Origin of the sequence: Paenarthrobacter sp. OM7 (assembly GCF_029873575.1) — a bacterium.
In the GTDB taxonomy this organism is placed as follows: Bacteria; Actinomycetota; Actinomycetes; order Actinomycetales; family Micrococcaceae; genus Arthrobacter.
In genome coordinates this window covers 1,352,528-1,366,864 of record NZ_CP123579.1, presented here as the reverse complement: position 1 = coordinate 1,366,864, position 14,337 = coordinate 1,352,528, and the positions used below count along the sequence as shown (strand labels likewise).

General features: G+C 63.5%; 10 protein-coding genes. 7 read left to right on the top strand and 3 right to left on the bottom strand.

What is annotated here, in order from left to right:
• Positions 1-48 precede the first annotated feature (48 nt).
• A complete protein-coding gene (locus QEH68_RS06310) occupies positions 49-1,746 on the bottom strand; it encodes an NAD(P)/FAD-dependent oxidoreductase (RefSeq protein ID WP_280627420.1) in 1,698 nt (565 codons plus the stop codon).
• Positions 1,743-3,173 (bottom strand): amino acid permease, encoded by a 1,431-nt coding sequence (locus QEH68_RS06305; protein WP_242703617.1) that lies wholly within the window; start codon positions 3,171-3,173, stop codon positions 1,743-1,745. Before QEH68_RS06305 ends, QEH68_RS06310 begins: the two co-directional genes overlap by 4 nt.
• Before the next feature lie 194 nt (positions 3,174-3,367).
• Here QEH68_RS06305 and alr point away from each other — a divergent pair, with 194 nt between their 5' ends.
• Positions 3,368-4,600, top strand: a complete 1,233-nt coding sequence (alr, locus tag QEH68_RS06300; RefSeq protein ID WP_280627419.1) for an alanine racemase — start codon at positions 3,368-3,370, stop codon at positions 4,598-4,600.
• On the top strand, positions 4,590-6,203 hold the full coding sequence (locus QEH68_RS06295; protein ID WP_280627418.1) for a PucR family transcriptional regulator: 1,614 nt from the start codon (positions 4,590-4,592) through the stop codon (positions 6,201-6,203). The genes alr and QEH68_RS06295 overlap by 11 nt, the downstream gene beginning before the upstream one ends.
• Here QEH68_RS06295 and QEH68_RS06290 read toward each other — a convergent pair.
• Positions 6,200-7,006 carry a carbon-nitrogen hydrolase family protein gene (locus QEH68_RS06290; RefSeq protein WP_280627417.1) on the bottom strand — a complete coding sequence of 269 codons (807 nt, stop codon included), beginning with the start codon at positions 7,004-7,006 and terminating at the stop codon, positions 6,200-6,202. The genes QEH68_RS06295 and QEH68_RS06290 overlap by 4 nt on opposite strands.
• 312 nt (positions 7,007-7,318) lie before the next feature.
• Between QEH68_RS06290 and QEH68_RS06285 the strand changes: the two genes are divergently transcribed.
• The 5 genes from QEH68_RS06285 to QEH68_RS06265 all read left to right on the top strand — a co-directional run bounded on the left by QEH68_RS06285 (position 7,319) and on the right by QEH68_RS06265 (position 14,335).
• On the top strand, positions 7,319-8,509 hold the full coding sequence (locus tag QEH68_RS06285) for an ROK family transcriptional regulator (protein ID WP_089594117.1): 1,191 nt from the start codon (positions 7,319-7,321) through the stop codon (positions 8,507-8,509).
• Positions 8,510-8,638: 129 nt separating this feature from the next.
• A complete protein-coding gene (gene mmsA / locus QEH68_RS06280) occupies positions 8,639-10,195 on the top strand; it encodes a multiple monosaccharide ABC transporter ATP-binding protein (RefSeq protein ID WP_280627414.1) in 1,557 nt (518 codons plus the stop codon).
• Positions 10,196-10,240: 45 nt separating this feature from the next.
• Entirely contained in the window at positions 10,241-11,509 is a 1,269-nt protein-coding gene (gene mmsB, locus QEH68_RS06275; RefSeq protein WP_207596741.1) for a multiple monosaccharide ABC transporter permease, read from the top strand.
• A 54-nt stretch (positions 11,510-11,563) separates the two neighbouring features.
• Positions 11,564-12,661 carry a sugar-binding protein gene (locus QEH68_RS06270; RefSeq protein WP_280627412.1) on the top strand — a complete coding sequence of 366 codons (1,098 nt, stop codon included), beginning with the start codon at positions 11,564-11,566 and terminating at the stop codon, positions 12,659-12,661.
• Positions 12,662-12,862: 201 nt separating this feature from the next.
• Complete coding sequence (locus QEH68_RS06265) at positions 12,863-14,335, top strand: FtsX-like permease family protein (RefSeq protein ID WP_280627410.1); 1,473 nt, start codon at positions 12,863-12,865, stop codon at positions 14,333-14,335.
• Positions 14,336-14,337 lie beyond the last annotated feature (2 nt).

The following is a 14,337-nucleotide window of genomic DNA, read 5'->3' as shown; positions in this document are numbered from 1 at the left end:
TCAGGGAGGCGGTGGGGATGCAGGGCGGGGCCCGCATCCCCACAGAGACTAGTCCAGGCTGATCGGGCCGAGCTCGTCCAAGAGGTCGCCCGGTCCGGGGTTACCGGCAGCGGACGTGCCGCCCAGATGGTTCACCACACCCCACACGGCATTGAGGCCCGTAGTCACGGCGCCCTCGGCCCAGCCTGCGGTGAAGGACACGTCATCTCCGGCGAGGAAGATGCCGCGTTGGTGCTCCGGCAACTGGTCCTGCTTGAAGTGCGTGAACAGGCGCTGCTGGTAACGGTAGTGCCCGGGCAGGTTGGCCTTGAACGCACCCATGAAGTTGGGATCCGCTTCCCACGACACGGTGATCGGCTGCCCGACGATGTGGCTGGCAATATCCACCCCCGGGTAGATCTGCTGCAGCGAGTGGAGCATCAGCTTGACGCGTTCGTCAGCACTGAGGGCCAGCCATTTCAGGGCGTCATCGTTCCACGTGTAAGACAGGAGCATGACGGCGGGCTTGTCCGGCCCGTCGTCGAGCAGGTACGTGGCCCGGTTGAGGCGGTCGGTGAGCGTCATGGACAGGACCTCGCGGCCGGTTTCGGGATCGATGTCCTTCCAGAACGGCCGGTCCACCATCACGAAGGTCTTTGAGGACTGCATGTAGTGCGAACGCTCGATCGCGGTCCACAGCCCTGCCGGGAACAACGCTTCCTCGGTGTGGATGCGCGTGGACAGCAGCCAGGACTGGCAGGTGGTCACCACTGCTTGGTAGGTGGCTTCGCGTCCCCAGTTTTCGCGGACCAGCAGGTCGCCGTTCCCTGCGCGGCGAATGTTGTCCACGGCTCCGCGCGGGGAACCGCTGTGCAGGGACGCCAACGAGGTGCCTTGGGGCCAGTAAGTAAGGTTCGACGGCGCATGGTTCCAGAGTGCCTCGGGGAGCCTTTGCGCTCCTCCCGCAATGGAGCGGTGCTGATCGTCCGCGTCGGTGTAGACCACGCGGAGGATTTCGAGGATGGAGTTGGGGAAGTCGGTGTCCCAACCGCCGGTACCGAAGCCCACTTGGCCGAACGCCTCGCGGTGTGCGAAGCCGGCTTCCTTGAAGGACTTGCTGGCGGCGATGAAGCCGTAGAAGGTCTGCTCGTCGAGTTCCGGGAGGAGCGCGTTCCAGATTTCCTTGATCCGCTTGGTGTCGTGGGCCTTGATGGCTTCCTGCATCTCGGCGAAGGCTGCGCCGTCGTTTACTGCAGCCTTCCAGGCATCAGCCACTTCGCGGAAAAACTCCGGCAGTTCATCTGCCGTAGCGGCGTAGTGCTTCTTGCCCGCGAGCTCGATCACGGTGGAGGAGGTTGCCGGCGCCATGGGGTTGGGAAAGTCCTGGGTGTCCAGGCCGAGCAGGTCAACGTAGTGGTAGAAGGCCTTGCCGGAGACCGGGAATCGCATGCCGCCAAGGTCTGCCACGACGCCGGGCGCTGACGGGAAGCTCGCGGTCCGGAGACGCCCACCGATCTGGTCGGCCTCGTAGATCACTGGCTTGAGGCCAAGCTTCATCAACTCGTAGGCGGTGACGAGTCCGGACAGGCCGGCGCCGATGATGGCAACTTCCGTGCCGAGGAGCTCCTCGGGAACGGAGCCCAGTCCGCCGGGGTGGGCCAGGTAGTGGTCATAGCTGAACGGGAAGTCCGGGTTCAGCATGGTGATCGGTGCGCCGGCAGGCGCTCCCGGTTCATCGACGACGGGTAGTTCGGTGGCGATGGTCATGAGTTTGCTGCTTTCACAGGTTCCGGGCTCACGGCCCTGGTGGTTAGTTCACGGTAGTCCTGCTCGCTGAGCGCGGCTACCTTGGAATTCCGGCGTCCATAGCCGAAGTAGATGGCGATACCCACCAGCATCCATACGCCGAAGGTGATCCAGGTGTCGGCGCCGAGGTTGAGCATCAGGTAAGCGCACATCAGCGTGCCCAGGATGGGAGTGATCGGGTACAGCGGGACCCGGAAGCTCCGCTCGAGATCTGGACGGTTGCGTCGCAGGTAGATGACGGCAACGTTGACCAGCGCGAACGCGAAGAGGGTTCCGATGCTGGTGGCGTCCGCAAGGGCACCAAGTGGGACCAGGCCAGCGGCAAGGGCGACGGCGATACCGACGATCAATGTTCCAGCGACAGGGGTGCCGGTTCGGCGGGAGATGCGCCCAAAGACCTTGGGCACCATGCCGTCGCGGGACATGGAGAGCATGATCCGGGTCTGGCCGTACAACACGGTCAGCACAATGCTGGCAATCGCAAGGACTGCACCGATGGAGAAGACCAGGGCGATCCACGGCTGCCCGGTGATCTCGTGCAGGATCTGCACCAATGCAGCTTCTGTACCGTCGAACCAACCCCACGGACGGGCACCAATGGCCGCGACGGCAACCAGGACGTAGATACTGGTGACGATCACCATGGACAGCATGATGGCCCGGGGAAGATCCCGCTTGGGGTTCTTGGCTTCCTCACCCGCCGTGGAGGCGGCGTCGAAGCCGATGTAGGAGAAGAAAACGCTGGACGCGGCAGCAGAAACACCAGCGGCGCCCATGGGCAGCAAAGGCTCGAAGTTGCCTGCGTTGAAAGCGGTGAAGGCTACTGCGCAGAAGAAGAGCAGGATGCCTACCTTGACGACGACAATCGCCGTGTTAATCCATGCACTCTCGCGGGCGCCTCGGACCAGCAGAAGCATGGCCAGGATCACGATCACCATGGCAGGCACGTTCACCAGGCCGCCGTCTCCCGGCGGCTGGCTGATCGCGTCCGGCAGGAACTGGCCAAATGCGGCGAGGGTCTCGTTGACGTACTGCCCCGCGCCTACAGCGACAGCCGCAACGGAGACCGCGTACTCCAGCACGAGGCACCAGCCGCAGACCCAGGCCATGCCCTCGCCCATGGTTGCGTAGGAGTAGGAGTAGCTGGAGCCGGCCACCGGGACAAGGCCCGCCATTTCCGCATACGACACAGCGGAGAGCAGCGCAGCGAGGCCAGCGATGACAAACGAGATCCAGATCGCCGGGCCGGCCAGCGGTACGGATTCTCCAAGGATCACCAGGATGCCGGTGCCAAGCGTGGCACCGACGCTGATCATGGTCAGCTGAAGAACGCCGAAGCTGCGGACCAAAGGCGTACCGCCCTCGCTGCTTCCGGCTTCGCTGACCATCTGGCCGATCGGCTTGCGGCGCAGAAGCTGAGCTCCGAGGCTCGGCCTGGTGGCACTCTCCGCCGCAGTGTTTTTGGTGTTCACAGGCACAGTCACCCTTGACGTCCCTTCAAAGTAGTTTCGATTTCCCCTCCACAAGACTGGCATGTGAGCCACCTCTCACTGCGGTGCAAAATGACCTATAGTGTTCAACCATGAGACGTAATGCACACTATCAAGGAGCCGCTCCGGCGGCTCTGTCGGGGCAGGTCACCGTTGACCTGTCCGCGATTTCAGACAATGTCAAAGCCCTGAAAAAGCGCACTGAAGCGCCCTCCTTCATGGCCGTAGTCAAGGGAAATGCCTATGGCCACGGACTGGTGGAGGTAGCCCGCACTGCCGTCCAGGCCGGGGCGGACTGGCTGGGAACAGCCCAGCTCACCGAAGCCATAGCCCTTCGCCATGCAGGGATCACAGTCCCCATACTTTCGTGGCTCTATCTGGCATCCCAGACAAGCTCCACCATTCTCGAGGCGCTGGAAAACGACATCGATGTTTCGCTCGGAAGCGTCACGCAACTCGAGGTCCTGGCTGGCATCGCAGACCGCGTTGGCCGCCCCGCCGTCGTACATCTCGAACTGGACAGCGGACTGAGCCGCGGCGGTGCACGCAAGGAAGATTGGGCGGAACTTGTCGCCGCCGCCCGCAAGGCTGAAGTGGACGGGACCCTCCGCGTGCGCGGCCTCTGGACCCACCTGGCCTGGGCCGATGTGCCCGCCCACCCGGGCAACGCCACCGCCGTCGCAGAGTTCGAGGACGCTGTGCGGGAAGCCCGTGAAGCCGGCCTGAACCCGCAGCTCCGGCATGTTTCCAGTTCGGCGAACATCCTGGACCGGCCCGAATTCCATTTCGACATGGTCCGGGCAGGGCTGGCCATCTACGGCCTTGCACCGGCTGACCACCTCAACCCGGCGGATTTCGGCCTGCGTCCGGCACTCAGCGTGACGGCACCGCTGGTCATGGTCAAGAAGGTTCCGGCGGGGACCGGGGTCAGCTACGAACACCAGGCCATCACGTACGAGCCGCGCTACCTCGGGCTCATTCCACTCGGTTACGCAGATGGCATCCCCAAGGGCATCAGTGGCCGGTCCGTAGTGAACATCGCGGGCCGCAGCGTGCCGGTGATCGGCAAGGTCTGCATGGACCAGTTCATGGTGGACCTGGGACCGGATGCGGAAGGAATCGACGTCGGTGACACCGCGGTGTTGTTCGGCGACCCTGCGTGCGGAGCGGCGAGCGCCGACGACTGGGGAGCCGCGATCGGCAGCCATGGCGACGAGATCATCAACAGGATCGCCCCGCGCCTCCCCCGTGCGTATGCAACTACTGCTTACCAGTGCCCCGACTACCAGGAGCCGGCCGCCGCCGGGCAGGACCATGTCGCCTGAGCCCGCCACCGCCCGCCTGAGTTTCGTCACGCTCGCACAGTTTGTGGAGCAGCTGCCGCCGGAGTTGACAATGCTTCACGACGGCGGCAGCGGCGGCTCGCTGCTGAGGTGGGTGGAACCGAGTGAGCTCGAAGACCCCACGCCGTACCTTCCCGAGGGCGAGTTCCTCCTCACCGCCGGGCTGCCTTTCCTGGGGAAGGGCGGCTCGGCGGCCAAGGTGGATGCCTACGTCCAGCGGCTGGTGGACGCGAAAGTGGCGGCGCTGGGCTTCGGCATCAGGCCGTACTTCGACGCCGTACCGGAGGTGCTGCTGGACGCTTGCCGCAAGCACAACCTCACGTTGTTCGAGGTCCCGGAATCCGTGCCATTCGCTGCGATCGGGCTGGAGTTCTCCCAGCTTCTGGAGACGGACAATGCGCGGGTCTTCCGCCAACTTGCCGAGACCAACCGCCAACTCATGCGGGCAGTCCTCTCCCCCAGACCGGAACACGAACTGCTGGCAGCGCTGGTTCAGCGGGTGCCGGTGTGGGCCGTGCTGGTGGGGGCTGACGGACGGGTCCGGGCGCGGGGGCACAACGCCGGCGGGAGCACCGGCGTCGAGCATTCATTGCTGTCGCCCATGCTGGAGCGGCTGCTGTCCGGCAGCGGGCCGCGCGTTGAAATGGACGGCTTCGAACAACCCGGTTCAGCGCTGGTGTTTGGGCATCCATTGCGGAGCACCAAGGACGCCAACCTCGGGGCCTTGATCTTGGGCTCCGATGCACCGCTGACGTCTGCGCAGAACAACGTGGTGCAGTCGGCTGTGGGGTTGTTGGAACTGCTGGTGCGGCAAAGGACCAGTGGGTCGCTGGCTCCCAGCCAACTGGCCACGGCGGTGCTGCTTCACCCGGACTCGCTGACGTCCGGCTCCACCAAGCATGTCAACGGCCTCAAGGACCTGCTCGCCCAGAGTCTGTCCTCCACCAGATCCGGGCAGATGCGCGTGGTGCAAGGGGTCCGGGTGGATGGCGCTGCTGAGGACGGGCCTGTCCGTGAACTGCTGCAATGGCGGAGGCTCTTCGACACCAAGCTTGTGGAGATCACGGAGTATGGTTTCGCGGCGATTACGCGGCTGAAGGTGGACGATTCGCTCCTGGCGGACATCGAGAAACTCGGCTGGCGACTGGTCATCGGAGAACCGACGGAGCTTCTTGGACTCCAAGCGGCCTATCAGCGGGTGGGCTCGCTGCGCAGCCGCGTCCAGCAGAGCGGCAAGAGCGCACGCGTGGACGAGGTCACGTGGTCTGTCGCAGGCCTCCTGGGCCGCGAAGCCGGGACCATGCTGGCCGAACGCCTCCTTGCACCCGTGCTGGCGCTCGAGCCGGAGAGGCGAGACCCGCTTCTTGCCGTGTTGAGGGGTTGGCTCAGCGAAAACGGCAGCTGGGACGGCTCGGCCAAACTGCTGGGCCTGCACCGTAACAGCGTGCGGCGGCAGATCGGCGTGCTGGCCGACCTTCTGGACATGGACCTCAACCAGGCCCAGGTTCGAGCCGAGCTGTGGTTTGCGTTGCAGTACGTGGACGAGTTGGTGGCGGGCCTTCCCGCGGACGGGAACGGCGACTAGGCGCGCTTGTCCCACTCCTCGTAGAGTTCCGTCCGGCGTTCGCGCAGGTAGGGGACTTCCTCGCGGGCTGCGTTCACTGAATCCGTGCCGACCTCCGCGAACAGCAGAGCCGGGGACTCCCCGGCTGCGGCGAGCAACGATCCGTCAGGACCGGCCACGACGCTGCCGCCCAGGAAGGTGTAGACGTCCTCGTGGCCGGAGTGGTTGGCATAGGCCACGTTGAGCTGGCTTTCCAACGCACGGGCACGGATCAGGACCTGCGGCACGTTGTCGAACCCCGCGGACAGGGCCGTTGGCACCAGGAGGAGTTCAGCCCCGCGGGTGGCAGCAGCCCGCACCGCCTCCGGGAATTCGACGTCGTAGCAGATCAGCATCGATGTGCGGATCCCGTTGAAATCCACGACGGCGGGAGGTTCTTGGGCGCCAATGAACGCCTTGTGCTCTTCCGGGCCAAAGAGGTGGACCTTGGCGTAGTTCAGGATCTCGGCGCCTGATGCGTCCAGCAGAGTGGCGGTGATGTGCCAGGCGTTCTGGTCGTTGGCGACTGCCGGAAGGCTGTACACCAGGCCTATGCTGTGCCGGAGGGCGATGCCGGCCAGGCGTTCCCGGATGATGGGAAGCGTGGCCGGATCCAGTTCGGCATGGAGGCGCAGCGGAGCGTATCCCACGGGGAACAGCTCCGGAGTGAGCAGCAGGCCTGCTCCTGCCTGGGCGGCGCGCTGCGCGGCGTCGTCGATCGTTCGGAGATTGGCGTCGACGTCCATGACGGAAGCGTTCGCCTGCAGGACTGAGAGCAGCATCATTACCACCTAGGTTTTCGCCTGTTCCCGATGCCTCGTACACGTGCCCGGGATGTTTCTTGCTTCCAGCGTAGGCGCGGCCCGCGGACGTTGGGCGGGGCAATTGGACCCGGGGGCCGCCGAAGCGGGACGCATTGCCCGCCATTCCTCCCGTTGCGGGGCCCGTCCTGCGCCCCACGACATGGATTTCGAACGATTAGCGGGCCCTAAAGGGGGTACTTATCCCATGTTCTTGCGTTGGAGTATGTCGCGGTGAGTTGACTCCTTGTGTTCACTTCTTGACTACAACGTCGCTTGTGGGGCAATCTTCTTGTCATGCCCGCTACGCAGCGCTCAACGAAGAGCCACCCAAGAAAACCCGGCTCGCAGTCCGCACTGCGCCACCTGAACCAGCAGCGCATCATCGAGTGCCTGCTGAGCGGACCATCAACGCAGGCCGAGCTTTCACGGCAGACCGGGCTGTCCACCGCAACGATTTCCAACATCGTGAAAATCATGCAGGACGCTGGCCTCGTTTCCACCGAACCCACCACCAGTTCCGGTCGCCGCGCAACCAACGTCAGGCTGAACAGCAACGGCGCCGTGGCCGTCGGCATCGACTTCGGACGCCGCCACCTGCGCGTAGTCCTTGCTTCACTGGGCTACCACGTCATTGCCGAGGATTACATCGAATTACCGCTGGGCCACCAGGCGGAAGAAGGCATCGCGGCGGCTGTCCTGCTGCTGGAAAAACTGCTCCGCGAAAACGGCATCGACCGCACTGCCGTAGTGGGCGCAGGAGCGGGCATTCCTGGCCCGATCGACCGCCGTTCCGGCACGGTGGCGCAAGGCGCAATCCTCCCGGAATGGGTGGGCATCGATATTCTCCACCGGCTGGAGGAAGCGCTGAATTGCCCCGTCTTTGTTGACAACGACGCCAACCTCGGTGCGTTGTCCGAAGTGACGTGGGGACCCCACAGCGGGGTGTCCAACCTGATGTTCCTCAAGATCGGTTCGGGCATCGGCGCGGGCCTGATTCTCAACGGTTTCCCCTATTACGGCAATGTGGGCATCACGGGTGAAATAGGCCATGCGACCATCCATGAGCACGGCCTGGTGTGCCGCTGTGGGAACAGGGGTTGCCTCGAAACCATAGCGTCCACCACCACCATGATCGAACTGTTGGGCCGCGGCCAGGAGACCTTGCTGACGCCACAGGACATCGTCCGCAACTGCCTCTCCGGCGACTCCGCAACACAGCGGGTGGTGGACGACGCCGGACTGGCGGTAGGACGCGCTTTGGGCAACGTTTCCAACCTCATCAACCCTGAAGTGATTGTGGTGGGCGGCCCCTTGGCGGGCCTCGGCGACCTCTTGCTGGACCCGATCCGCAGGGGCCTGGTGCGGCACGCCGTGCCAGTGGTGGGCGAGACAACCCACCTCGCGATGTCGTCGCTGGGTGCACGCGCAGAGGCCTTGGGAGCTGCCGCTTTGGTGTTCCAACACGCAGGTATTACCGGTAGGTAACGAAATCGTTAGCTGGATCATGCGTTCAAGTCTTGACGACAAGACGGGTGATCCAGTTTACTTTTTCATCAGACAGCCTCGCCATTGCGGGGCCGACAACGAAGTCATGCATTGGAGGCGTAAGGGCTGATGACATCCCTCGACACGCAAGGTGATCCCATCCTTTTGGAGATGCGCTCGATCACGAAGGAATTCCCCGGCGTGAAGGCCTTGTCGAACGTGAGCCTGCGCGTGATGGCCGGCGAAATCCACGCAATCTGCGGGGAAAACGGTGCCGGCAAGTCCACGCTCATGAAGGTTCTTTCCGGCGTTTACGGGTACGGAAGCTACACGGGAGACATCGTGTACCAAGCCGAAACCCAGCAGTTCAAGGACATCCGCGCCAGTGAAGCGGCCGGCATCGTGATCATCCACCAGGAACTGGCCCTGATCCCGGAACTGTCCATCATGGAGAACATCTTCCTCGGCAACGAACCCACCAAGTGGGGTGTGATCGACTGGGCCGAGGCCCGCAAGCGCTCCCTCGAACTCCTGGCCCGCGTTGGGCTCCGCGAGGATCCCGATACCCCCATTAAGGAAATCGGCGTCGGCAAGCAGCAGCTGGTGGAAATCGCCAAGGCATTAAACAAGTCCGTGAAACTCCTGATCCTGGATGAGCCCACGGCTGCACTGAATGAATCCGACTCCCAGCACCTTCTGGACCTGATCCTGGGCCTCAAGGGCAAGGGCATCACCTCGATCATCATTTCCCACAAGCTCAACGAGATCGAACAAATTGCGGACGAGATCACCATCATCCGTGACGGCAAGTCCATCGAGACCCTGAACGTCAAGCGTGATGGCGTGGACGAGGACCGGATCATCAAGGGCATGGTGGGCAGGACCTTGGAGTCCCGCTTCCCGGATCACGAACCCAAGATCGGCGAGGTCTTCTTCGAGGTCAAGGACTGGACGGTCGGCCACCCACAGATCCAGGACCGCCTGATCTGCAAGGGTTCGAACTTCTTTGTCCGCCGTGGCGAGATTGTCGGTTTCGCAGGCCTCATGGGCGCCGGCCGCACGGAACTTGCCCGGTCCCTCTTTGGACACTCTTACGGCCGCTTCATCAAGGGCCAGGTCTACAAGGACGGCAAGCAGGTCAACCTCCGCTCGGTCAAAGCAGCAATCGACGCCGGACTGGGTTACGTCACTGAGGACCGCAAGTCCCTGGGCCTGAACCTGCTGGATGACATCAAGACCACCACAGTTTCGGCGGCGCTGAACAAGATCAGCAACTACTCGGTAGTGGATACCCGCAAGGAATTCTCCGTTGCCGAGGAGTACCGGAAGTCTTTGCGGACAAAGACCCCGTCGGTGGAAGAAGGCGTAGCCAAGCTCTCCGGCGGCAACCAGCAAAAAGTGGTCCTGGCCAAGTGGATGTTCACCGATCCGGACCTCCTGATCCTGGACGAACCCACCCGCGGAATCGATGTGGGTGCCAAGTACGAGATTTACGGCATCATTCAGAAACTCGCCAACCAGGGCAAGGGAGTGATTGTCATTTCCTCGGAGCTCCCGGAGCTCCTGGGCCTGTCCGACCGCATATACACCATCTTCGAAGGCGCCATCACCGGCGTCCTGGACAAGAACGAAGCAAGCCAGGAAAGCCTCATGAAGCTCATGACTTCCGCCCGCAAAACCGCCTGACCCGTTGGCCCAGCCTCGCCCCTTCCTGACACAAGGACCAAAACAATGAACGCGCTCAAGAAGCTATTTGGTGGCAATACCCGCCAGTTTGGCATGATCTTCGCCCTGGTGGCACTTATCGTCTTCTTCCAGATCTTCACCGAGGGCCGCACGCTGACCCCCGGCAACGTGATCAACCTGTTCAACGGCAACTCCTACATCCTGATCCTGGCCATCGGCATGGTCTTGGTCATTATCGCCGGACACATTGACCTTTCCGTGGGGTCCGTGGCCGCCTTCGTGGGGGTTTTCGTAGCCCTGGCAATGCGTGACTGGGGCTTCCCCTGGTGGGCAGGCGTGCTCTTCGGACTGGTCCTGGGAGCTGTGATTGGCGCCTGGCAAGGGTTCTGGGTGGCGTATGTGGGCATCCCTGCCTTCATCGTGACCCTGGCGGGCATGCTCCTGTTCCGAGGCTTCAACCAGTTCGTCGGTAAGTCCAACACCATCCCCGTCCCTAAAGAGTTCCAGTTCCTCGGTTCCGGCTACCTGCCTGAGGTTGGACCGGAAACGGGCTTCAACAACCTCACGGTGTTGCTCGGCCTGATCGCCGTAGCTTTCGTGGTCATCATGTCCCTGCGTGCCCGCGCTACCGCCAAGGCACTTGGCGCCGACGTACCCGAGCTCTGGGTCGAGGTCACCAAACTGGTCCTGATCTGCGGCGCGATCCTCTACGCCACGTACCTGTTCGCCACCGGCCGCCCCGGCACTTCCTTCCCCATCCCCGGCTTGATCCTGGCCGTCCTGGTCCTCATCTACGGATTCATCGCCGACAAGACCGTCCTGGGCCGCCACGTCTACGCCGTGGGTGGCAACCGCCACGCAGCTGAGCTGTCCGGCGTTCAGTCCAAGAAGGTCAACTTCCTGGTCATGATGAACATGTCCGTCCTTGCGGGCTTGGCAGGCATGATCTTCGTCGGACGTTCCACCGCATCCGGCCCCTTTGACGGCGTCGGGTGGGAACTGGACGCCATCGCAGCAGTGTTCATCGGTGGCGCAGCCGTCACCGGTGGTGTTGGCACCGTGATCGGCTCGATCGTCGGTGGCCTGGTCATGGCTGTGCTCAACAACGGCCTCCAGCTGCTGGGCGTAGGCGCCGACCTGACCCAGATCATCAAGGGCCTGGTGCTCCTGGCAGCAGTCGCCTTCGATGTCTACAACAAGTCACAGGGCAAGCGGTCCATTACCGGACTGCTGATGAAGAACTTCCAGCGCAACAACGAGATCAAGCCCGACGAAACCACATCCACCAAAGAGGTCATCTCCAAGGAAGCGTGATCCGCTTCCTCACAGACTCGCTCCACCCCACCCACACAGAAAGTGAACCAAGATATGCGAATGTTTGGTAAAGCAGGAAAGGCAGCAGCAGTCGCTGCCATCGCGGCACTGGCGCTGACAGCCTGCGGCCGCTCTGACAGCGGCTCAAGCAGCAGCACAGCAGGCGGGGAAGCGTTCCCCAAGGACTCGCTGATCGGCGTCGCACTTCCGCAGAAGACCAGTGAAAACTGGGTCCTCGCGGAGAAGCTGTTCAACGACGGCCTCACCAGCGCCGGCTTCAAGCCGGACGTCCAGTTCGCCAACGGCGGCGTATCCGAGCAGCAGAACCAGATCAGTGCCATGGTCACCAAGGGTGCCAAGGTCATCATCGTCGGTGCCATCGACGGTGCGCAGCTGGGCACTCAGCTCCAGCAGGCCAAGGACTCCGGCGCAACGGTCATCGCTTATGACCGCCTGCTCCTGAACACCGAGAACGTGGACTACTACGTGGCCTACGACAACTTCAAGGTGGGCGAACTGCAGGGCCAGGCCCTGTTGGACGGCATGAAGGCCAAGAAGGCAAACGGTCCGTACAACATCGAGCTGTTCGCAGGCTCCCCGGATGATGCCAACGCGAAGGTCTTCTTTGACGGCGCCATGAGCGTCCTGAAGCCGAAGATCGACGACGGCACCCTCAAGGTAGTCTCCGGCCAGACCTCGTTCGAGCAGGCTGTGACCCAGGGTTGGAAGGCAGAAAACGCCCAGCGTCGCGCTGACACGCTGCTCACCGGCAGCTACGGCACCGTTTCCCTGGACGGTGTCCTGTCCCCGAACGATACCCTGGCCCGCGCAGTGCTGACGTCCGTCAAGGCCGCCGGCAAGCCGCTCCCGGTTGTCACCGGCCAGGACTCCGAAGTTGAGTCTGTGAAGTCGATCATCGCCGGCGAGCAGTACTCCACCATCAACAAGGACACCCGCAAGCTCGTTGAGCACGCCATCACCATGGTGAAGGACCTCCAGGCCGGCAAGGAACTGGAAATCAACGACAAGGACTCCTACAAGAACGGCGTTAAGACCGTCCCGGCTTACCTCCTCCCGCCGCAGATTGTTACGGCAGAGAACGTCAAGACGGCTTACGTTGACGATCCGGTACTCGGCCCGATCACCAAGTAACACCCCTTAAAGCACGACAGTCAGCCCCGGTCCGCCAGCAGGCGGGCCGGGGCTTTCGCTTGCCTCCCGCACCGCGGACGCAGGTGCTTTCACAGCCCACGCATAGCTTCGGCTGGCTTGCCGCACAGCAGCGCTCAGCAAGGTAGGAGTTGCAGCCCGCGTTCAGCGGGCCGAACACACCTGCAGGTCAAGAGGAGAAACGTGAGCGTCCTTGCCCGAAGCGTAGGCAATGCCTTCCGCAACAAGATCAGAACGGCAGCGGTAGTCGCCGTGCTGGCCGTCGCCATCGGCTTGGCGCTGGCCATGCTGGTGGCCAACCAGGCCGTCGGCGCCAAGGTCCAGGAGCTCAACGCGTCCGTGGGAACTACCCTGACGGTGAACCCCGCGGGCGGCCAAGGCTTTGAAGGCGGCGGCGAGCCACTCACGACGGCGGAGGCCGAGACTGCGGCTTCCGTCGCCAACGTAACATCGGTGGTGGGCACCAAAGCACTGCGCCTCCAGACGGCGGCCACTGCCACAGCCACCGGCGACGCGGCCGCCGGCGCCACCCAGCAGGTTGGACCCGGCGGCGGATTCGGTCCCGGCGGGCAGCAGGCGACGGTCAGCACCAACCTGACGGCCGCCGTCGACGCCGGTACGCTGGGCAACCGGAACGGCTCCGCGGGAACTACGGGCAGCACCACCCAGCCTGTGCGTACTTTGCCGATCACCGCAACGGGCATCGGTGCGGAGGTTGACAGCACCGGCAAAGCTTTGGACATCACCGGCGGCGCAGGACTGGGCGACTACACCGCAGCCGAAGCCAAGGCACTGGTGGGCACCTCGCTTGCGGAGAAGAACAGCCTGACAGTCGGTTCCACGTTCACCATCCAGGACAAGACCTTCACCGTGGCGGGCATCTTCGACGCCGGCACCACCTTTGGCAACAACGCCGTCTACGTGACGCTCCCGGAAGCCCAGACGTTGGCCGAAACCCCTGACGAACTCTCAAGCATGATCGTCACGGTCAACAGCATGGAAAACGTGGACAGCACCAAAACGGCCGTCCAGGACGCACTCGGCACGGACAAGGCCGACGTCACCCAGGGCCAGCGCAACCTTGAGACCGCTGTCAGCTCGCTGGACAGCGTCAAGAACATCTCCCTGATCGCCTTCATCGCAGCCCTGGCTACCGCCGGCATCATCATCCTGCTCATCATGGTGATGCTGGTCCGCGAGCGCCGCCGCGAAATCGGTGTCCTGAAGGCGATCGGTGCCCGTAACCGCACCATCGGCCTGCAGTTCGTCCTCGAGTCGCTGGTTCTGGTGGCCCTCGGCAGCGTGGTGGGTGCGGTGATTGCGTCACTGGCCAGCGGCGGTATCGCATCGGCGCTCATCAGTTCGAATTCAAGCACGACGGCGGCCACCACCACCCAGCGGGGCGGCGGTCTTGCCGGGGCCATGCCCAACGGCGCGGTCCCGGGTGGCGGAATGCCCGGTGGCTTCCCGGGCGGCGGACAAGGCGGCCCCTTCGGCGGCGCGTCGCAACTGCTCACCTCCGTGACCGCGAGCGTCTCCCCCGGCGTCCTCGCAGCCGGCATCGCAGCAGTGTTCGCGGTGGCCATCATCGGCGCGCTGGTCCCGGCCTTGCTGACTGCCCGTATCCGTCCCATCGAAGTACTCCGAGGAGAATAGCC